This window comes from Methylosinus sp. KRF6 (assembly GCF_018887255.1).
GTDB classification, from domain to species: Bacteria; Pseudomonadota; Alphaproteobacteria; order Rhizobiales; family Beijerinckiaceae; genus Methylosinus; species Methylosinus sporium.
In genome coordinates, this window is record NZ_JAHLJF010000001.1 from 150,390 (window position 1) to 170,676 (window position 20,287).

At 65.1% G+C, this 20,287-nt stretch carries 18 protein-coding genes and 1 tRNA gene; 5 read left to right on the forward strand and 14 right to left on the reverse strand.

The window, feature by feature from the left end; genetic code table 11:
- Positions 1 to 8 precede the first annotated feature (8 nt).
- A complete protein-coding gene (locus KP010_RS00715; RefSeq protein ID WP_108917940.1) occupies positions 9 to 377 on the reverse strand; it encodes a hypothetical protein in 369 nt (122 codons plus the stop codon).
- A 135-nt stretch (positions 378 to 512) separates the two neighbouring features.
- Positions 513 to 866 carry a hypothetical protein gene (locus KP010_RS00720; RefSeq protein WP_185966426.1) on the reverse strand — a complete coding sequence of 118 codons (354 nt, stop codon included), beginning with the start codon at positions 864 to 866 and terminating at the stop codon, positions 513 to 515.
- 246 nt (positions 867 to 1,112) lie between these two features.
- Here KP010_RS00720 and KP010_RS00725 point away from each other — a divergent pair, with 246 nt between their 5' ends.
- The gene (locus KP010_RS00725) at positions 1,113 to 1,256 is read left to right on the forward strand and encodes a hypothetical protein (protein WP_166145371.1); all 144 of its coding nucleotides are present in this window, start codon (positions 1,113 to 1,115) and stop codon (positions 1,254 to 1,256) included.
- Between the two features lie 146 nt (positions 1,257 to 1,402).
- On the opposite strand, the gene KP010_RS00730 is transcribed toward KP010_RS00725, so the two are convergent.
- Positions 1,403 to 2,086 carry an outer membrane protein gene (locus KP010_RS00730; protein WP_244594713.1) on the reverse strand — a complete coding sequence of 228 codons (684 nt, stop codon included), beginning with the start codon at positions 2,084 to 2,086 and terminating at the stop codon, positions 1,403 to 1,405.
- Between the two features lie 388 nt (positions 2,087 to 2,474).
- Between KP010_RS00730 and KP010_RS00735 the strand changes: the two genes are divergently transcribed.
- Together KP010_RS00735 and recG are read left to right on the forward strand one after the other, a co-directional pair.
- Complete coding sequence (locus tag KP010_RS00735) at positions 2,475 to 3,248, forward strand: SDR family oxidoreductase (protein WP_142862022.1); 774 nt, start codon at positions 2,475 to 2,477, stop codon at positions 3,246 to 3,248.
- A 42-nt stretch (positions 3,249 to 3,290) separates the two neighbouring features.
- Entirely contained in the window at positions 3,291 to 5,393 is a 2,103-nt protein-coding gene (gene recG / locus KP010_RS00740) for an ATP-dependent DNA helicase RecG (protein WP_142862021.1), read from the forward strand.
- A gap of 132 nt (positions 5,394 to 5,525) precedes the next feature.
- Here recG and tolB read toward each other — a convergent pair whose 3' ends face one another.
- From tolB to ybgC, 5 genes are all read right to left on the reverse strand, one after another.
- Entirely contained in the window at positions 5,526 to 6,839 is a 1,314-nt protein-coding gene (gene tolB, locus KP010_RS00745; RefSeq protein WP_108917935.1) for a Tol-Pal system beta propeller repeat protein TolB, read from the reverse strand.
- A 65-nt stretch (positions 6,840 to 6,904) separates the two neighbouring features.
- Positions 6,905 to 8,200, reverse strand: coding sequence for a cell envelope biogenesis protein TolA (locus KP010_RS00750; RefSeq protein WP_142862020.1), 1,296 nt, complete (start codon positions 8,198 to 8,200; stop codon positions 6,905 to 6,907).
- A gap of 9 nt (positions 8,201 to 8,209) precedes the next feature.
- On the reverse strand, positions 8,210 to 8,659 hold the full coding sequence (locus KP010_RS00755; RefSeq protein ID WP_108918033.1) for a biopolymer transporter ExbD: 450 nt from the start codon (positions 8,657 to 8,659) through the stop codon (positions 8,210 to 8,212).
- A gap of 15 nt (positions 8,660 to 8,674) precedes the next feature.
- Positions 8,675 to 9,412, reverse strand: coding sequence for a protein TolQ (gene tolQ, locus KP010_RS00760; protein WP_142862019.1), 738 nt, complete (start codon positions 9,410 to 9,412; stop codon positions 8,675 to 8,677).
- A gap of 231 nt (positions 9,413 to 9,643) precedes the next feature.
- A complete protein-coding gene (gene ybgC, locus KP010_RS00765) occupies positions 9,644 to 10,063 on the reverse strand; it encodes a tol-pal system-associated acyl-CoA thioesterase (protein ID WP_142862018.1) in 420 nt (139 codons plus the stop codon).
- A 178-nt stretch (positions 10,064 to 10,241) separates the two neighbouring features.
- Here ybgC and KP010_RS00770 point away from each other — a divergent pair, with 178 nt between their 5' ends.
- Complete coding sequence (locus KP010_RS00770; protein ID WP_142862017.1) at positions 10,242 to 11,060, forward strand: hypothetical protein; 819 nt, start codon at positions 10,242 to 10,244, stop codon at positions 11,058 to 11,060.
- Between the two features lie 32 nt (positions 11,061 to 11,092).
- Here the strand turns inward: KP010_RS00770 and KP010_RS00775 are convergent, their stop codons facing one another.
- From KP010_RS00775 to KP010_RS00785, 3 genes are all read right to left on the reverse strand, one after another.
- Positions 11,093 to 11,419 (reverse strand): hypothetical protein, encoded by a 327-nt coding sequence (locus KP010_RS00775; RefSeq protein ID WP_142862016.1) that lies wholly within the window; start codon positions 11,417 to 11,419, stop codon positions 11,093 to 11,095.
- A gap of 354 nt (positions 11,420 to 11,773) precedes the next feature.
- Positions 11,774 to 11,850 (reverse strand) — tRNA-Pro (locus KP010_RS00780).
- A gap of 92 nt (positions 11,851 to 11,942) precedes the next feature.
- On the reverse strand, positions 11,943 to 12,452 hold the full coding sequence (locus KP010_RS00785) for a dihydrofolate reductase (RefSeq protein ID WP_142862015.1): 510 nt from the start codon (positions 12,450 to 12,452) through the stop codon (positions 11,943 to 11,945).
- A 184-nt stretch (positions 12,453 to 12,636) separates the two neighbouring features.
- On the opposite strand from KP010_RS00785, the gene KP010_RS00790 reads away from it, so the two are divergent.
- A complete protein-coding gene (locus KP010_RS00790; protein WP_142862014.1) occupies positions 12,637 to 13,641 on the forward strand; it encodes a Tim44 domain-containing protein in 1,005 nt (334 codons plus the stop codon).
- A 68-nt stretch (positions 13,642 to 13,709) separates the two neighbouring features.
- Here the strand turns inward: KP010_RS00790 and KP010_RS00795 are convergent, their stop codons facing one another.
- From KP010_RS00795 to KP010_RS00805, 3 genes are all read right to left on the reverse strand, one after another.
- Positions 13,710 to 16,373, reverse strand: a complete 2,664-nt coding sequence (locus tag KP010_RS00795; protein ID WP_185966425.1) for a glycosyltransferase — start codon at positions 16,371 to 16,373, stop codon at positions 13,710 to 13,712.
- 8 nt (positions 16,374 to 16,381) lie between these two features.
- Positions 16,382 to 18,622, reverse strand: a complete 2,241-nt coding sequence (locus KP010_RS00800; protein WP_185966424.1) for a glycosyltransferase family 1 protein — start codon at positions 18,620 to 18,622, stop codon at positions 16,382 to 16,384.
- 349 nt (positions 18,623 to 18,971) lie between these two features.
- Positions 18,972 to 19,931, reverse strand: coding sequence for a GDP-L-fucose synthase (locus KP010_RS00805; RefSeq protein ID WP_142862011.1), 960 nt, complete (start codon positions 19,929 to 19,931; stop codon positions 18,972 to 18,974).
- Positions 19,932 to 20,287 lie beyond the last annotated feature (356 nt).

Sequence of the window (20,287 nt, forward strand, 5' to 3'; positions counted from 1 at the left end):
GGGCTGGATCAATAATCCAGCTTGCCGAGTCCCGTCGCGCCGCTGGCGGGGCTTCCGCCCTTGTCGCCGCCGCCGCTCGCCTGGCCGCCGCCTTCATTACGACGGCTGCGTCGCGATGCGTGCCGCGAGCCGCCGCCACTGTGATGGACGCGCTGGCGCGGCGGAGGCCGACGCGTGCGATAGGGATAGCCGCCGCCATAGCCGCCAGTCGGGCCGAGATTCAGCTGGAGGGGACCGATGCCGATCGATTGCGCCTCGGCCGAGCCGGCGTCGAGCGCGGCGACCGGCAGAGCGAGTAGCCCCGCCAGCAAGGCGCGGCGGGAAAGCTTCGGTGAATCGGAAGCGCTGTGAAATTCGCCCTTACATTCGTCGATCATCTTCGCCAGCCGAAAAAATTGCTCTCATCGACTATCGGGCGCGGTCTCGACATTGTCAAACGAGCTTTTGTCGAACGCGCATTTGTCCATAGGCGCATTCGCGCGGCGCTCGTCCCCGCGCCGCGCTTTCTCGTTTTACCAGCCCCAGCCGCCGAAGCTCGCTCCGACGAGGCCGTAGCCGGCGCCATAGCCGCCATAGGCGCCGTAACCATAACCGTACGGGTAGGCATAGCCATAGGAGTAGGCGGGGTAGGCGATCACCGGCGCGGCCACGATCTCGGGCTGCGCCACATAGACGGTCCGGCGCTCGACGATGCGGCGCCCATAGCTCGTCCTGTGCTCGCATGGCGGCGGCGACGGCTCATATTCGGTCGTCTCTTCGCAGACTTGCCGACATCGCTTTTCTTTGGCGATGGCGGCGTCGACGCCGAGCTGTCCGATGACGAGCGCCGACACGCCGATCATCGACAATCTGACGACTGTGCTCATGATGCATTCTCCTTCGTCTGCGCTGCAATGGTCGCGCGAACGAGATTGAACTATGTCAGCGTTTCGCAGCGGCGAGTGCGCGCGCGTCCACCTCGCCTATTTGACGAAAATCAAAATCATTCGCGCTGCTGCGGTTGTTTGACGCTGCGGCCTCGCGCGCGCTCGTCGCGCATCGTTTCGAGGGCCTAATCTTTCATGCGAGCCTGGCGTCTCGAAATATCGCACAGGCGACTGGAGGAATCGGCAATGTCCACTTACGGAGCCAATGATCCGATCGTATTCGCTCTGCTCACGGAGGCCGTCGTGATCGCCGCCGTCTCCGTATCGATCGTCGTTTTTCTGCTTTTCAAAGCCGGCTCGCGCGCATTGAGCAAGCCGCACGGGCATTGAGCGGAACGAATTCCGCGTCGACGGACGAGCGCGAGAGCGAATGACGCCGACCCCGCTCGGGCGGCGGGATCGGCGTCCGCATTTGGCATTCTTTCGTTCGAGCGAATTCTGATCGATCGAACGATTCCGTTCGATCGGAACGCGCTCTAAAAATGATAGTTGAGGCCGCCGCGGATCGTCGACGTGTCGATATTCGTCTGCAACGCATTGGTCGAGAAATCGAAATAGCGATCGCCGCCGACGGAGGTGAAGAGATATTCTGCCTTGGCCGAGAGATTGGGCGCGACGCCGAACTCTATGCCCGCGCCGAGCGCCCAGCCGGCGAGAAATTTCGACTGCTGGCCGTAGAAGCCTTGGAAGGCGTTGTTCGCGCTCACAGTGGTGTTGCTGCCGGCGAAGCCGCCGGTGACGAACAGCAGAGCGCGATCGACGGTGACGCCGGCGCGCGCGCGAATGGTGAGCGTGTTGTCGACCGAGCCATTGCCGGAGACGCCGATGAAAGGCGAACGTCCGTCCTTCGAGCTGTTGAAATCGAAATCCGCCTCGGCGCCGATGAGGAAGTTCGGAGCGAAGGTGAGATTATAGCCGGCGGTGCCGCCGATAACCCACCCGTTCGGATTGCCGAGCAGATTGCTGCTGCCATTCTGGTAGGCGCCGGCCGCATAGCCGCCGTTGACGCCGATATAAAATCCCTGCCAGGTGAAAGCCGGCGGCGGGCTGTAATAATCGGCGACCGGGGCGCCGCGGCGCGGCAGGTCGGCGGCGAGGGCGGAGGCGCCGGCGCAGAGCAGGGCGGGCGCCAGCAGCGCGGGAAGCAGCATAGGTCTCATCGAACTCGACTCCACATTCGCGCGCCTTCGGGGCTTCGGCTCGCGGTCACAAACTCGGCGCGGGCGAGGGGCAAGGCCCAGCCAGAGCTCACTCGAATTAAAATCGTTCACGTTAACGGAACCTTGCCGCGCCCGAGGTTGCGCTGGGCGCAAAGCAAAACCGATGCGCTTCTCGTTGTATTGATTGTGTCTAAACCGTGTTATATTTAGAATTAATCGAGCTTATCCTGAGATATTCCCCGGATGTTCGAGGCGCTGTGAGACGTGGCGTCGATTACATTGCCTAATAATCGGTAAAATCGTCTATGGTTACGTCTCGCCCGCGCATTGACCGCGCCGGCGCGGCGTGAGAATTGCCTTTCACGGCGGCATGATGGGGATTCGGGCGATGAGCGCTGGCGGCGCAGGCGGTTCGGGGCCGGTTCTGGTGACGGGCGCGGCGCGGCGCATCGGCTTGGCGATCGCCGCGCGGCTGGCGCATTGCGGGCGTCCGGTCGTGCTGCACGCCTCGCATCGCTCCATAGAGGAGGCGGAGCTCGCCGCCCAGGCGATCCGCGCCAAGGGCGGCCGCGCGGCCGTGGTCGGCGCCGATCTCTCCGACGCGCGTGAGACGGAGGCGCTGATGGGGATCGCCGCGCGCGCCTTCGGGCCGGTGACTCTGCTCGTCAACAACGCCTCCGTGTTCGAGCTCGACGCCGCACAGGATTTTTCGGTCGATGTCTTCGATCGGCAATTCGCCATCGATCTGCGCGCGCCGCTGCTGCTGGCGCGCGACATGGCCGCGCAATTGCCGGAGGAGGCGGAAGGGGCGATCGTCAATATCGTCGATCAGCGCGTGTTTCGGCTGACGCCGCGCTACTTCACTTACACACTGGCCAAGTCCGCTCTGTGGACGGCGACGCGCACCATGGCGCAGGCTTTCGCGCCGCGCATTCGCGTCAACGCCGTGGGGCCGGGGCCGGTGTTTCCCAACACAGTGCATGGGCAGACGGGATTCGAGACGGAGGCGCGCGGCGTGCCTTTGCGTCGGCCGGCCGATGTGTCCGGCGTCGTCGACGCCGTGGTGTTTCTCGCCGAGGCGCGCAGCGTCACCGGGCAGATGATCGCTGTGGACGGCGGTCAGCATCTCGCCTGGGAAACGCCCGACGTGCTGCCGGATTAGAGCGCGTTCGACAAAGCCTCCGCGATAGGGGAAAAGGCGCGAATGCGTCCCTCGATCCTCGATCCGCTTTTCGGCCGCGCCGCCGCCCTTCCCGGCATAGGCCCCAAGACGGCCAAGCATTTCGACCGGCTGCTCGCCAGTCCGGGCAAGGAGACGCGTCTCGTCGACGTGCTGTTTCATCTGCCGATCAATCTCGTCGATCGCAGCCTGCGCCCCGCCATCGCCGAGGCGCCGACGGATCGCGTGGTCGTGCTGAAGGTGCGCGTCACCGAGCATCGCAAGCCGCAAGGGCGCTACGCCAAGGCGCCGTTCAAAGTCCATGTCGAGGACGACACCGGCGACGCCGAGCTGGTCTTCTTCCTTTCCAACGCCGATTGGATCGAGCGCAGCCTGCCCATAGGCGCGACGCGCTGGGTCTCCGGCAAGATCGAGCTCTATGACGGGCGCCGGCAGATCGTGCATCCCGATCGCGTGCTGGACGAGGCGGGCCTCGCCAAGCTGCCGCCGGCGGAGGCGGTGCATGGGCTGACGGAAGGGCTGCAAGAGCGTTTCGTGCAGCGCGCGGTCGCCGGAGCGCTGGAGCGGCTGCCCAAGCTGCCGGAGTGGCAGGACGCCTCGGTGCTGGCGGCCAATGGCCTTCCCGATTTCGCGAGCGCTCTCGCCGCGGCGCAAAACCCCAAATCGCCGGCCGACATAGAGCCGGCCAGCAAGGCGCGCCAACGCCTCGCGCTCGATGAGCTGCTGTCGCAACAATTGGCGCTGCGCCTCATCCGTTCGAAAATGCGCCGCGAGCCGGGCCGCGAGAACGCCGGCGACGGGCGCATCACGCGCGTTATAGAAGCCGCGCTTCCCTATGCGCTCACCGGCGCGCAGCAGCGTGCGCTCGTCGAGATACGCGAGGATTTGGCGTCCTCGCGGCGCATGTTGCGGCTGCTGCAGGGCGATGTCGGCGCCGGCAAGACCATTGTCGCGCTGCTCGCCATGGCCAGCGTCGTCGAATGCGGCAGACAAGCGGCGCTGATGGCGCCGACGGAAATTCTCGCGCGCCAGCATTATGAGCGCCTGGCGCCGCTCGCCGAAGCCGCCGGCCTGCGCCTCTGCCTGCTCACCGGCAGAGCCAAGCCCTCCGAGCGCGCGCGCCTCTACGAGACCATTGCGGCGGGCGCTGTCGATATCGTCATCGGCACTCATGCGCTGGTGCAGAGCGAGCTCGCTTTCGCCGATCTCGGCCTCGCCGTCGTCGATGAGCAGCATCGCTTCGGCGTGCAGCAGCGTCTGGCGCTCGACTCCAAGGGCGAGAGCGTCGATGTTCTGGTGATGACGGCGACGCCCATTCCGCGCTCGCTGGCGCTCACTTATTTCGGCGACATGGACAGCTCCGTCCTCGACGAGAAGCCGCCCGGCCGCTCGCCCATCGACACGCGCGCTCTGCCGGTCTCGCGCATCGGCGATGTGGTGGAGGGCGTGCGCCGCGCTCTCGCCTCCGGCGCGCGCGTCTATTGGGTGTGCCCGCTGGTCGAGGAGAACGAAGATCTCGATCTCGCCGCCGCGCAGGATCGTCACGAGGATCTGACGCGCATCTTCGGCGAGATCGTCGGCCTCGTTCACGGCCGCATGAAAGCCCCCGAGCGCGACGCCGCAATGGAGGCGTTCAAGCGGGGCGAGACGCGCATTCTCGTCGCCACCACTGTCATAGAGGTCGGCGTCGACGTGCCCGAGGCGACGGTCATGGTGATCGAGCACGCCGAGCGTTTCGGCCTCGCGCAATTGCATCAGCTGCGCGGGCGCGTCGGCCGCGGCTCTGGCAAATCCTCCTGTCTGCTGCTCTACAAGGGTCCGCTCGGCGAGACGGCCAAGGCGCGGCTGGTGATGCTGCGCCAGACCGAGGATGGCTTCCGCATAGCGGAGGAAGATTTGCGCCTGCGCGGGGAGGGGGAAATTCTCGGCGCGCGGCAATCCGGCCTGCCGGGCTTCCGCCTGGCCGATCTTTCGGCCCATGCGCGGCTGCTGGCGATCGCGCGCGACGATGTCGAGCTGACCCTGCGCCGCGACCCGGATCTCTCCGGCCCGCGCGGCGAGGCGCTGAGGGTTCTGCTCTACCTCTTCGAGCGCGACGAGGCGGTGAAGCTGCTGCGGGCGGGATGACGCGCCGCGTTCGCACCTCGCGAGACGCTGCGGCCGTCGCGGGGGCGCGGAGGAGCGCGCATTCGAATAGCGCGATCGCGGGGGAGGTCGATTTCCAACGCCGAACCGGCGTCCGCGTCAGCTGGAAACGTTCTAATCCTGCAACGGCCCCCAGGACGGATCGGAGGCGTAGGACGGCGTCGGCACGGGGAATTCCGAGCGGCCGAAAATATCCACCATGTAGATTTTCGCGCCGCCGCCGCCGCCCGGATCGCGGAAGAACATCAGGAACAGCCCGTTCGGCGCCCAGGTCGGGCCTTCATTATGAAAGCCCTCGGTGAGGATGCGTTCGCCGGAGCCGTCCGGCTTCATCACGCCGATGCCGAAAGAGCCGGAGGATTGCTTGGTGAAGGCGATGTAATCGCCCTTGGGCGACCACACCGGCGTTGAATAATGGCCCTGGCCGAAGGAGATGCGCCGCGCGCCGCCGCCGCTCGCGCCCATCACGTAAATCTGCTGCGAGCCGCCGCGATCGGACTCGAAGACGATCTCGCCGCCGCTCGGCGAATAGGAGGGCGAGGTGTCGATGGCGTTGGTGTCGGTGAGCCGCGTCGTCGTGCGCGAGCGTATGTCCATGGCGTAGAGATTGGTGGCTGCGCCTTGCGATAGCGACATCACGATCTTCTGGCCGTCCGGCGAGAAGCGCGGCGAGAAGGTCATGCCCGGAAAATTGCCGACCACCTCGCGCTGGCCGCTTTCGATGTTGAGCAGCAGCACCTTCGGATCGGCGGAGCCGAAGGACATGTAAGTGACGTCCTGCGAGGAGGGCGAGAAGCGCGGCGTGACCACCAGCTCCTCGCCGCGGGTCAGATAGCGCACATTGGCGCCGTCCTGATCCATTATGGCGAGACGCTTGCGACGATGCTCTTTCGGACCGCTCTCGTCGACGAAGACGACGCGCGTGTCGAAAAAGCCCTTCTCGCCGGTGATGCGCGTGAACACGGCGTCGGACACGAGATGCGCGACGCGGCGCATATTGGCGGAATCGGTGACATATTGTTGGCCCGTCGCCTGCTCGCCGGTGGAGACGTCGAAGAGGCGGAACTCGGTCTTGAGCCGCCCGTCCGGGCCGCGCTGCGAGCGGCCGGTGACGACATATTGCGCATTGATCGAGCGGAAGAGATCGAGATTGGGCGCGGCCTCGGCGCCGGCGGGCTCCGGGACGGCGCCCGGCTCTATGGGGCGCAGGAAGACCGAGCGCTTGAAATTATTGACGATGACGCTCGTCACTATGCGCGCCGCCTCGTCGCCGGAGAAATTCGTCACCGCCACGGAGACCGGCTGAAAGCCGCCGCCCGCGCGCAGATCGAGCACGCGCGCGGCGCGCGCCGGCGCGGCGACGAGCGGGGAAAGGGCCGCGCCCGCGATGAGGCCGGCGGCGGAGCGGCGGGAGAGGTGGAACGTCATGAGATGCGGGTCCTGGGCTTGCTCAGGGGGCGAGGGAGTTTGGATGGCGGGCTACGGTGGAGGCGTTACATATCATTCGTCATGTTCAGCACTGTGACGCGCCAATAATCGAAATAGGCTTCGAAGGCGGGCGGAATCGGCATAGGGCTGCAGCGCCGCACGGCGCCGAGCGCCTGCTCGCCGCGGCTGCGCTCCACGGGATTGGCGGAAGGGTTGAGCAGGCGCGGCTGACCGTCGAGCGCGCCATTGCGCGTGAACCGGAACTCCACCTGCGGCACATAGGCGTGGGCGTCGACCGACAGCGCGGTCTCCCAGCATTTGCGATAATGCTCCACGGTATAAGCGTCGATCTGCGCCTGCATCGTCGGCGACATGCGCGGCGCGCTCGCGGTCGGCGCGCCGAGCGAGGCGGTTTTGGTCAGATCGGCGCCGGTCGCGGCGCGGCGTTGCGGCGCCTCATGGCTCAGGAGATTGGCGATATTGGCCGCGTCGAATTTCGATTTGGGCGCGGCCTCGTCGCCGGATTTCGGCTTGGCCGGCGGCTTGTCGGATTTCTTCTTCTCGTCGGAGTCGCTCGGCGCGCCCTTTTCGGCGGCTTTCTTCTTCTCGAGGAGCTTGGCCACCTCATCGACCTTCAATTGCTTGCTCGCCTCCTTGGCGGCCTCCTTGGGCTTGGCCGTCTCCTTCTTCGCTTCTTCCTTCTTGGGCTCGTCCCGGGGCTTCGGCTCTTCCTTGGGCTTCGGCTTCTCGGGAGGCTGCGGCGTCTCCTTGGCCTCCTTCTCGGGCTTCGGATGCACGGGAGGCTTGGGCTTCACCATCTCGGCCTCTTCCGGCTCTTCGCGCTCGGGCGGCGTCGGCGCGGGCTTGGTGCGCTCGGGTTTCGGCGGCTCGGGCTTGGGAGGCTCCGCCTTGGCCGGCTGCGCCTTCGGCGGTTCGGGTTTGGGCGGCTCGGCTTTGGGCGGAGTGGGGCGGAGGGGCGGCTCCGGGGTCGGCGGCAGAGCGGCGATGCGCTTGGGCGGGGGAGGGGCCTCGGGCTTGTCCTCCGGCTCATCGAGCCGCGGCTTCAGCGGCGGCGGCGGGGCGGCGACGTCCTTCTTGGCCTCGGCGAGCGGCGGCAACGGCTTCGTCTCGTGCTGCTCGGCGACCTTGTCGGCGCGCTGGGCGGGCTTGATCTCCTTGGCGGCCTTCTCGCCCTTCATCACCTGATTGAGCTGCGCATCGGTGACGATATCGACGGGCACGCTCTCCTGCGCGTCATCGAATTTCTTCGTGTCCGAAAAGGCGATGAGCGTCGCCAGCAGCAGCCCGGCATGGACGGCCGCCGATACGACGAGACCTGGTTCGGAACGCGAGGGCTTCAACGCTTTCCCTCACTTCTTTTCCACTTCGGTCACGAGAGCGACCTTTTTGTAGCCGGCGCTCGTCACCATCGACATGATCTCGGCGACGCGGCCGTAATTCACCGTCTTCGAGGCGCGCATATAGATGCGCTCGTCGAAGCCCGCTTTGGCGGTCTCCTTCAGACGGTCGAGCAGCTGGCCGATCTCGATCGGCTGATCCATCAGAAAGATCTGGCCCTTGTCGTCCACGGCGATGGCCAGCGGCTTCTGATCGATATTGAGCGGGCCGGCCTTGGTCTGCGGCAGATCGACGGCGACGCCGGTGGCGAGCAAGGGCGCCGCGACCATGAAGATGATCAGCAGCACCAGCATCACGTCGATGAAGGGCGTCATATTGATCTCGGCCATGGCGCCATAGCGCGGCGTTCCGCGCCGGCGGCGTCCCGAGCCTTTGCGTCCTGCGGCGACCGACGCTCCCATTCGCGCTTCTCCCGCTCAGGCCGCGCGATCGCGGCCGGACTGTCCGGCGTGCTGATCGATCTGGCGCGACAGAATGGCGGAGAATTCGTCGGCGAAGCTCTCGAGCCGCGCCTGGGTGCGGGCGACGTCGCCCTGCAGCTTGTTATAGGCGACCAGCGCCGGAATGGCGGCGAAGAGGCCGATGGCGGTGGCCAGCAGCGCCTCGGCTATGCCCGGCGCGACCACGGCGAGCGAGGTGTTCTTGGAGGCGGCGATGGAGCGGAAGGAGGTCATGATGCCCCAGACCGTGCCGAACAGGCCGACGAAGGGGCCGGCCGAGGCGACCGTCGCCAGCACCAGGAGATTGGATTCGAGCTTCTCGACCTCGCGGGCGATGGAGACGTCCAGCACTTTGTCGATGCGCGCCTGCAGGCCCATGAAGGAGGCGCCGGCGTTCTGGAAGGAGCGCTTCCATTCGCGCATGGCGGCGATGAACAGGCTGCCCATGCCGGCGGCCGGGCGCTCCTGCAGCTTGGCGTAGAGATCCTCGAGCGAGGAGCCGGACCAGAACACTTCCTCGAAGCGATCCATGGCGCGGCGCGTGCGGGAGAAGAGGATCGCCTTGTTGACGATGATCGCCCAGCACCAGACCGAGGCCAGCAGCAGGCCGACCATCACCAGCTTGACGACGATATGCGCGCCCCAGAACATGCCCCAGATGGAGACCTCGGCGGCGGCGCCGGAGAGCGGGGCGGCGATTTCGGCTGGATTCATGAAAGTCGTCCTCGGAAGTCGCGGGGGGCGAAATCTGATCGGTTGCGGCGGAATCGGCTCCTGCTCGCGCCGGACGGCGGCCTCGAAGAAAAACAGGTCGCGCTCGCCGTGGCGGCGCCGAGCCGAAGGCTGCGGAGCCAGAGCGGTATGAAGCGCGAATCCGCCGAGATTTTGTTCAGGATGCGCCGCACAAAGAGAAATATGAGCGGAAGGCTTAAGGGACCGTAAAGGTCAGGCGCCGCGCGGGCTGGCCACAGATGCGAATTTTTCGCGGACCTGCGCCGGCAGACGGCGCGGCCGGCCGCCTTCCACGGCCGCGATCCTCACTTGCGCGCCGACGAGCATGTCGCCGCCGCGCATGACGCGCTGGTCGAGATCGAAAGAAGCGCCCGACACTTCGCGGACGACCGTCTCCACAAAGAGGAGATCGTCCATTTGCGCGGGCTTTCGAAAGTCGATGGTCATGGCGCGCACGACGAAGAACAATCCGCCCTGCGCCTGGAGAAGCTCGCGCTGGCCGAGGCCGAGATCGCGCAAAAGCTCCGTGCGGCCGCGCTCCATGAAACGCAGATAGGAGGCATGATAGACGAGGCCGGAAAAATCCGTGTCCTCGTAATAGATGCGGATGGTGAGGCTGTGCGTGTGGGTCATTTCGCGCGCGCAAGATCGCTGGAGGCTCTGCTATACAGCAGGCCGCGGCGTCTCGCATCTCTCGTGATCGCGCGAGGGAGAGCGCCCGCATTGCGCCGCAGCACGACGGGTTGCGCCGCAATATGTAATTCTGATACCTATCGATATGTCGCGCGCGTATCGAGGCTGAGAAGGGTCGATGAACAAAGAGCTCTGCGTGCTCGTCTGCGGCGTCGGGGAAAGGGCGTCGGCGGTCGCCAGACGGCTGATTGGCGAAGGCTATGCGACTGTGCTTCATCAGGAGCGGCCGCCGCGGAGTCTACGGCGACGCATGTGCTATGCCGACGCCTGGTTCGACGGCGTCGCCGCGCTCGGCGGAGTCGAGGCGCGCCGCGCCGATCGGCCGAGCGAATTTCTCTGCGGAATGCAGACGCGGCAATTTCTGCCGCTTCTGCTGCGGCCTTTCGACGAGGTGGTGGAGCGTTGGCCCTGGGACGTCATCGTCTCCGCGCCGGATCATGACGAGCGGCCCCCGCGCGCGCTCGCCGATCTGGCCGAGCTGACGATCGGCGTCGGCTCCGGCTTCGTGGCCGGGAGCGATTGCGATCTCGTCGTCGCGACCGATGGGCTCGATCCGGGCGCTGTGCTGCGGGCGGGAGATGCGCCGCCCAATCCCCGCGGCGCCGATCGCCTCGCGCTCGATTATTGGGATGTGATCGCCGCTCGCGAGGGCACGTTCGCTGCGCGCAAGACGATCGGGGATCGCATCGACGCCGAGGAGATTTTGGGCTTTCTCGGCGAGGAGCCGGTGCGCGCGCCGGTCGCCGGACGGCTCAGCGGGCTGGCCCGGCCCGAGCAGACGGCGCTCCCCGGCGCGCCCATCGCCGAGATCGCGACCTCCGATCGCGCGCCGGTGGCCGGCGTCGCCGACCGCAACAAGCTCATCGCCCGGGGCGTCTCTTTTGCGGTGGAAATGGAGGCGGGGGGCTGGACGCCGGTCTCGATCGGCTCGCGCTGAGACGTTTTTTTCAGAATGTGTGTCGGCGCATATTATTTGGCGCCGGCATTCGGCATGGCTCGCGCGGGCGCTGTATGGACGCGTCGCGACGCAGCCGGGTTTTCATCGTGCAACATGTTTCTCGTTTTGCTTTGCTCGTCTCCTTCGTCGCTCTGGTCGGCCTCGCCATGCGCCTGTCGCGTTTCGCGTCGGCCGCTTTCAACGATCCGAAACGGCTGCCGGCGCCGACCGCCGATTCGCCCGTTCGTCACGAGCCGGGAGCCGAGGGCTGCGCCGACGTCGTCGGGCGAATGCTGCCGGAAGGCGATGCGCGGCGTCGCGGAAGCGGCTGGGCGCAGCTTAGCGCGCACGACGATCATCGGCGTCTACGCCTCCTACGATAATTACGCCAAGGCCGATGGTACGCGCCCGTGCTGACATATGAGCTCTCCCACACGCGATTTGTTCGGCTGGCGGGGATTTTGGGCGGAACGGCCGCCGAGCTGGTTCGTGGAATGGCTCGGCGTCATTGTCTCGGGCGGCGCCGGCGCGGAGGAGTGAGCGAGGAGGAGGCGACGCCGCCGGCTTCACCGCGCTGTCGAGCCGGCTGGAGGTGGGGGCGAGAGCTTCGCCGCCGCCTTCGCGGCGTCCTTTCGGATCGATCTACCGACGCGATCTCGCCGATATGCGCGAGCGACGGAACCGAAGCCCGAAACGCCGAATTTTCATGAATTTGGTCGGAGTGAGAGGATTCGAACCTCCGACCCCCTCGTCCCGAACGAGGTGCGCTACCAGGCTGCGCTACACTCCGATCTGGCGTCCGCGAAGCGGTCGCCGCTGGTCGAGGCGGTTTATAGCTTCACGTTCCCCGACCTGCAACAGCTGTTTGCGCCTCTTCCACTCTCACCTGCGTTCGAGCCGCAGATATTGGAAATCCGCCTCGTCCTCCGGCAGACGGGGCGGCGTCTCGCGCCGCGTCTCGCGCCATTGGGCGGAATCGAGGGCTGGGAACAATGCGTCGCCGGCCACCGTCAGCGCCACTTCGGTGAGGTGAATCACATCGGCCTGCGGCAGAAAGGCCGAGTAGACCTGCGCGCCGCCGGCGACGATGACCTCCGGCGCTCGCATCGATTCGGCGAGCCGCGTCGCGAGGGCCAGCGCTTCCGAGCGGCTGCGCGCCACATGCGCGCCTTCGGGACGAAAATCCGGATCGCGCGATAGAGCGACGGTTTCGCGGCCGGGCAGGGCGCGCCCGATCGATTCGAACGTCCGCCGCCCCATGACCAGCGGCTTGCCCCAGGTCAGCTCGCGAAAACGCGCGAGATCGCTCGCGAGCCGCCAGGGCGTCCGCTCCTTTGCGCCGATGACGCGATTGCGCGCCACGGCGGCGACGAAGACCAATTTCGGCGTCACGCGCTAGAGACCCCCTCTTCGCATCGAATCGTCTAAATGGAAAATTAGAACAGTTTGCGACCTTATGAGCGTCGAAAACGGTTCTGCTTCCGCCGCGCGGCCCTTTGCCGCGAGGTGGGAGCATTCCTATATAGATTGCGCCCGAGTGATTCCTCATCTCTGGGCGAACCGCTCGAGGATAGTCATGTCGACTTGGACATCGAACGCCAAATCACTGCCGGCCCTGGCGCTCGCCGCGCTCATTGCTTTCGCCCCGGCGCTCGCCGAGGCCAAAATGGGCGGCGGCGCGAGTTCGGGAAGCCGCGGCTCGCGAAGCTTCACGGCGCCGCCCGCGACGAGTACGGCGCCGCGACCGGCTGCGCCTATGGAGCGCAGCGTGGCTCCGCAACCGGCGCCTCAGCCGCAGGCTCAGCCGGCCGCGCCGCAGCGCCCGGCCGCCGCTCCCGCCGCCAATCCGGCCGGCGGCGCCTTCGGACGCGGCTTGCTCGGCGGCCTCGCCGGCGGCCTGCTCGGCGCGGGCCTGTTCGGCCTCCTCTCCGGCAATGGGCTGATGGGCGGGCTCGGCGGCCTCGCCTCGATCATCGGGCTTCTGGTCCAGATCGCCATCATCGTCGTTCTGGCGCGGCTGGCCTTTCAATGGTTCGCCGGCCGTCGCTTTGCCGGAGCCATGGGCGGCGCGGGAGGCGGCTCGCGTCCGGGCGCCTTCGCCTTCACCGGCGGCGGGACGGGTCTCGGCGGCGGCGCGGCCGCGGCGCGTCACGCCGCCAGCGAGCCCTTGAGCCTGCGTCCAGAGGATTTCAGCTCTTTCGAGCGCGTGCTCTCCGACGCCCAATCCGCCTATAGTCAGGAGGATATCGGCCGGCTGCATGATCTCGCGACGCCGGAGATGGTCTCTTATTTCTCCGACGACATTCGCGCCAATGCGCGCGAAGGAGTCATCAACCGCATCTCGGAGGTGAAGCTGCTGCAGGGCGATCTCTCCGAGGCCTGGCGCGAGGGCCAGGACGAATATGCGACTGTGGCGATGCGCTTCGCGCTGATCGATCTCTTCATCGATCGCGCGACCGGCAAGATCGTATCCGGCGACGCCTCGCAGCCGACGCAATCGACCGAGGTGTGGACCTTCCACCGCCCGGCCGGAGAAGGGCCCGAGGCCTGGAAGCTCTCCGCGATCCAGCAGACGGCGTGATCCCGCGCGCCTTTTGCGGCTCTGTGACGAAATGCGAAGCGCCCCTCTCTAGGGGGCGCTTTTTCGTCTCATCTCTTCGTCAGGCGCTCGAATTCCGCGATATGAGCTTCGGCGCAGAGCGCCCAGGAAAAATCCTGCGCGCGGCGGAGGGCTTCCATCTTCAGCCTCCGCCGCTCTGTCGTATCGGTGGCGATACGCAAAATCGCCGCGGCGATTTCGGATGGGTCGAGCGGATCGACGAGTATAGCGGCGTCGCCGCCGATCTCTTCCGTGCTGGAGCCGCGAGAAGTGACGACCGGCGCGCCGCAGGCGAAGGATTCGAGTATAGGCAGGCCGAACCCTTCGGCGAGCGAGGGAAAAACGGTGCAGATCGCGCCTTCGTAGAGAGTCCAGAGGTCTGCGTCCGGCACACGCCCGAGAAAATGTATCCGCTTCGTCGCATCGAAGGCGGCCTTGCGGAGGTCGGCGAGGTCGACATTCCATCCTTCCTGGCCGACGATCAGCATATGCAGGCCGCGCGCTTCCGGCCGGCTCGCCAGAAGCGCGAAGGCGGAGATCGCATTGAGCAGATTCTTGCGCGGCTCGATGGTGCCGATGCACAGAAAATAACGTGCGCTCCGCGGCAGATCGACGATTTTGCGGAGCTCGCGCCGCCCCGTCCGGCCGCTCCCGTCGGCGGCGAGATAGGCGACGGACGAGGAGGCCCGCAGCGTCGGCAGAGCGCTCTGCAGCTGCTGTTGCGTCGCGCGTGAATTACAGAAGATATGGCTCGCCGTCAGGAGCTGACGCAGCTGGCGCCGGAATGTCGAAACGGCCTCCGCGCTGAACCATTCCGGCCGCTCCAGCGGAAACAGATCATGCATCATTATGCATTGCGGCAGCGCGGCGAAGCGCGCCGGCGCGGCTTCGATCGGGAAATAGGGGAACAGCACGACGGCGCGCGCCGGGATCGGGTCTTCGGCGTGAGCCTCGCGCTCGAGCCAGACGGGCTCCGCCTCGACCAGTCGGCTCCATTCGCGCCGCAGCGACGGCGAATGGAAGACGCGCAGCGTCACGCGGGAATCGTCGAGCATCTCGTTCACGACATTCTTCGCATAGCGATGAACGCCGGTTCTCGCTTTCGGATCGACGATCGCCATGCAGAGCACGTCGATATTGACATAGACGTGGACCGCGTCGTGTCGCGCCGGCGCCGCCACACGTCTCGCGACCGTCTCCGACAAAGCCTGCAAGGTCGGCGACGCCAGGGCGCGGGAATCGCTCGGCTCGTCGACGAGGGCGGCGCGTCCCCGCGTCGCGACGAGGCGTCGCGCTTTGAGAAATTCGTCGCGCGAGGGCGCGCGACCTCGCGCCGCCAACAGGCAGGCCAGCGTGAATTGCGAATCCGACATATCCAGCGCGGCGTCGATTTTCTTTCCGCCGAAACGTGGCGCGGAAAGCGCGACATCGAGCTCCGCGACCAGCGGACGCGGGCGGCTGCGATATTCTCTCGACCCGACGAATTCGACGATGGCCGTTTCGCGCGACTTTCCGGCGCCGATCGCATGGGCATAGCTGTGCAACTCATTGTCGGAGCAGCTGCGCTGAAGCAGATAGGCATAAGCGAGCAGGACGAATTCGAGCGCCGGCAGAGACAGAAGAATTTCGAGATCGTCGCAGGCGAGAAAGGCGGGATCGGCGGGCGGCACGAGGCGCGGCGCGAAAGCGCGCCGCTCGGCGCTCGATAATGTCATGAATTTGACGGCGCGCAGGAGCTTGGATCGCGCGCGCGCGTCGAAGAGCGACAAATAGCGGCCATAATAGAAAACGAAGGCGCGCGTGCGATGTTCCGCCGGGCAATATTCGTTCAGAATATGCAGGATCGGGCGCACGAAATTGGCCGAGCGCAGAGAGAAGAATTTCATATTCTTCTTCGAGAAGGGGCCGTCGGCGTCGAGCGTGAAGCGATTATAGAGCCGTGCGCGAAGGGCGACGAGGCGCGGGAGGCCGGCCTTTTCGGCGCGCATGGTGAATTCGCTGTCCGCATGATAATGCGGTGCGTTGCGCTGCTCGTAGAGGCCGATCTTCTCGAAGACGGATTTATGGACGAGCGTGCCATTGCCGCACAGATAGTCGACCGCGATCATGTCGGCGCCGATTCGTGTCTTCGCGTCGAGCGCATCCTCATAGAGATTGGCGAGCCCGGTCTGCACGAAGGCGCCGTTCTCCCAATCATTATAGGCGCCGACTCCCCAGAGCCGGCCGGGATCATTGGCGAAGGAGATCACGCTGCCGACAATGGGGGCGTCGCTCTCGAGCGCGCCCTCGACGATATTGGCGATGAAATCATCGGGAAGAATGGCGTCGTCATTGAGCGTGAGAATATAGTCGCAGCCGTCCTTCAGCGCGGCCACGACGCCGGAATTCGTCGCCGCGGTCCAATAATGCCAATCGGGGTCGTCGATGACGGTGATCTCGCTCGCGCCGAGCGCGCGGAGCGCCTGCGGCGTGCCGTCGGTCGAGCCCGAATCGACGATGTAGAGCCGAAAAATAGGATAATTCTGTTTTCTCATGCTCTGCGCGAAGCCGAGCGTCCAGTCGCGCCGATTGCGGACCGGCGTCACCACGCCCACGATCGGGTAGATATGCTCCTTTTTCTGCGGGGCGGCCGGCTTCCCGCGTAGCCTCTCCGATGTCGGAGGCGATTTGCCTTCGACATTCGCACGATCGCGCCCAAGGAAGATATCTGCCATTCTCATTGTCAGTGACCGGCTCGAGAATCGTCAGGGAGAGAGACGCGGCCGGGAAAGCGCAGACGCGTCCCCCGCGTGCAAAAGGCGCTGAGATAGGCGATGTCGCCATTGTATAGATCGCTGAGCGGCCCGCCGCGGCGGATCACCGCATCGACCACCGCATAGCCGCTTCTGCGCCGCGTCTCATATCGCAGGACGCCCTCGATTTCCGTCGGCGGCGGGTCGAGCGTCACATTTACCGCATCGAGATCGATCTCCGCGAAAGTGGCTGATGGGTTGAGATCGAGAGCCATCAAAATTGCGTCCACGATGTCGGCTCGATAGGCGGAGGCGCTCCGCGGAAGGGCGGTCACGAGCTGATATGAAGCGTCGTTATAGCGGCGGCTGAAATCCAAAGTCGCGAGCTCGCGCGCGCGCGGCTTGGACGAATCGAGCACGATCAAGCGGTGAGCCTTTGTGAACAGCGAGCGCAGCCACTCGTCGCGTAATAAAGAAACGTCGACTCCGATGGTCACTAGAGCCTTCGCGCCGAAAAGTGAGGCGTGATACTGGTCGATGTCCTCCACCTCTCGCAACGTGGCGATCTGCTCCTCGCCGAGCGGCTCGAGATAGAGCGACAATACAGCGAGCTGCTCGATCGAGGCAGGGCGCTTTACGCGGCGGCGAGCCGGAACATTCGCTTCGACGCCGCTCTTCTTGCGATCCACGAGCTCTTTGATCGCTTCGGTCAACTGCTCGGCCATTTTGCGCGACGAGAACGCATCGGCGCGCGCATAGCCTTTCTCGACGAGCTCTGCACGCAGGGCGTCATCGCGCCAGAAACGTTCGATATCGTCGGCGACAGCCAAAGCATTTCGTTCGTTTTGAAAATAGGCGCAGGCGTCGCCGCCGATCTCGGTGATGGCCGACGACGTCCCCGTCAGAATTGGCACGCCGAGCTTCATCGCATCGACGAGAGGAATGCCGAATCCCTCATAGAGTGACGGAAAAACGAGTCCAGCGCTGAAAACAAAGTAATGCAGCAATGTCGATTCAGGGAGGAACGATTCGATTCGGACGAGGTCGAGAATATTGAGCTGACGCGCCGAGGTCGTCAGCTGCTCGACGCGATCTTTCTTGCCGCCGACATTCGTCAGCATAATCGGAACGTCGACGCCGCGCCGACGCAGCAGGGCGATCGCCTGCAGCAAAATCTCGTGGTTTTTGTGAATCCACGGCACGGCCGGGTAGATCAGATAGCGGCGTTCGACCGGACTTTTGGCGCGCGCACGCTCGAGGTCTGCGCGTGTCTGCGCCGCATCCTCGGCCATGAAGCCGCTGAGATGCACTGCTCGCACGGCGTCGACGTCGTAGAATGTCTCGAAGTTACGGCGCTCGAACTCGGAGTTTGCGAGGAGCAGGTCGGCGCGATCGAAGACATAGCCGTATTCGCGCAGACGCGCGGCGTTTTCCGTATCCGAAAAGAATGTCGGATGGCGCATGTGCTGCAGATCGTGAATGAAGGCGAGCACTGGCACATGCTTGGGAATATAGGTCGGACGCAGCGCGTTCAGCGGGTCGAAATAGCAGTCGCACCAGTCGAGATGCTGCGTCATTTGCGCAGTGTCGTCGGCGGTGACGACGACGAATTCGGCCTTCGGATAGCGCTGCGCGAGATCGGCGTGATAGGGCGGGACGGCGACGCGCAGCGTGACGAAGTCCGGCAGATGCGCGAGATAGGCCTTGCATACGCGGCCGGCGCCGCCGGCCCCTTCGGTTTCCGGGAGCAGGCGCACCAAATTCATGAGCAGGCCAATGCGCCCTTCGCTTTCGCGCCGAAGCCGCGCGGCCTGCTCCTGAGCGGAGGTCGGCTCGAATTCGAGCTGCAGAAGCGAGAAAACGGGCCGCGAGCCGTCGGCCGGATCGAAGCGAATGCGCATGACCGGCGCGGCGAAGCGGCAATAGGCGGTGAATCCGCCGTCGGGCTCTTCGAAAAAGCGAATGCGTTGACGCGCGTCCTCGGAAAATCCCGACCCGGTGTCGATGTAGATGCTGGCCTCTCGGAGCTGGTCGAGCGCTGCGCCGCCGACCGACCGAATCGCATAAGGGCCGGCGGGGAGCGGAATGACGCCGAAGCCTGCGAGGTCGAATTGAGGATCGCCGCCGGTGACCTCCCACTCGCCGACCGCATTCGCTGTCGTCTCTAGGTCGATGAGGGGAACGATGTCGAAACGGCGGGGAAAACGTCCGAAGAGCTTGCCGAGGTTCATCGATCGGACGAGATTCTTGGCTGATTCGGCGATCGACACGCAGGCCTCAAATCGTTGACTTTTCCAACCAATATAGCGATATTTCATCTAGTCAACTCGTTCTCGACAAAAAGCTCGGGCCCCTCCGGCGAAGGGCGAGGAGAGCCTGTTGCTTCCTTTCTCTCGAGGGTCGGATCGGACGCTGCCCAGCGTCCGATCACTGCGAAAATTCGGGACGTGGCCTCATTTTCGTGTCAGCTCGGAGCCGTCGCATCGCGATCGCGGATCAGTTCGCAACATCGGCCGCGCGCCAAATCGCGTGCGCGCCGTCTCGTTCGAGTGCGACCATTGCTCTCGAAATCTCGGAGCGTCAGCCGACGGGCTCGAGGACCGGCGCCCGCTCGGCTTTCTCCTTGGCGAGGAAGCATCGATAAGCATCGGCGATTCCCTCGTCGAGGGAAATCTGCGGCGTCCATCCGAGATCGCGAAGCCGGCTCGAATCCATCAATTTGCGCGGCGTGCCATCCGGCTTGGTCGTGTCGAACACGAGCCGGCCGGAAAATCCGACGACGCGCTGCACCGTCTCGGCGAGCTCGCGGATCGTGACCTCGGAGCCCGCGCCACAATTGATGTGCTCATAGCCGTCATAATTATCGAGGCAGAACACGACGCCACGCGCGAGATCGTCGACGTGCAGAAATTCGCGCAGCGGCGTTCCCGTGCCCCAAACGACCACCTCGTCGCGGCCGGCCTCCCTGGCTTCGTGAAATTTGCGGATGAGGGCCGGCAGCACATGGCTCGTCTGCAAATCGAAATTGTCGTTCGGGCCGTAGAGATTGCAGGGCATCACCGAGATGTAGCTGCGGCCATATTGCTTGCGATAGGCCTGACAGAGCTTGATGCCCGCGATTTTGGCGATCGCATACCATTCATTGGTCGGCTCCAGCGGCCCGGTCAGCAGGGCGTCCTCCGTGATCGGCTGCGGCGCGAATTTCGGATAGATGCAGGAGGAACCGAGGAAAACGAGACGATTTACGCCGGCTGCATGAGCGGAGTGAATGATATTGGTCTCGATGGCGAGGTTGTCGTAGATGAAATCGGCCGGATAAGTGTCATTGGCGTAGATGCCGCCGACTTTCGCAGCGGCGAATACGATAGCGTCGGGCCGGTTTTGCTTCAGCCAGACCTCGACTGCAATCTGATTGCGGAGGTCGACCACGGAGCGATCGACCTTCAATACGGATTCGCCCCGCGCCTCGAGACATCTCGTCACGGCGGAGCCGACCATGCCTTTGTGCCCGGCGACCCAAACTCTGCGTGCGTCGGCCATTTGCAAAAATCCTCGCTCGGAGCCGAGGTCCACCCACGAACTCGCTATGGACGCCCGCGATTTTTATGGCAGATGCATCCCGCAGCGCAAACGAAAAATTCCGAGGGAAGCCGGCGCTCGCACGAAAGCCGGGCTAACGAGAGGCGAATAGGCGCGATTTGTTCGGCGAGGAACGCGTGCGGCGGCGCAACACTCGTCGCGGACCTGGCGGCGGCCCCGCCGAGCGGAGGTTTCGAGGCGACGCGGTCCGGACAGTTGCGAAGTGGCGTCCCGGAAGGGATTCGAACCCCTGACCTACGGTTTAGCATTACAGTTGCGTAATTAGGCGGTTTCTGACTCACTAGGCCACCATGATT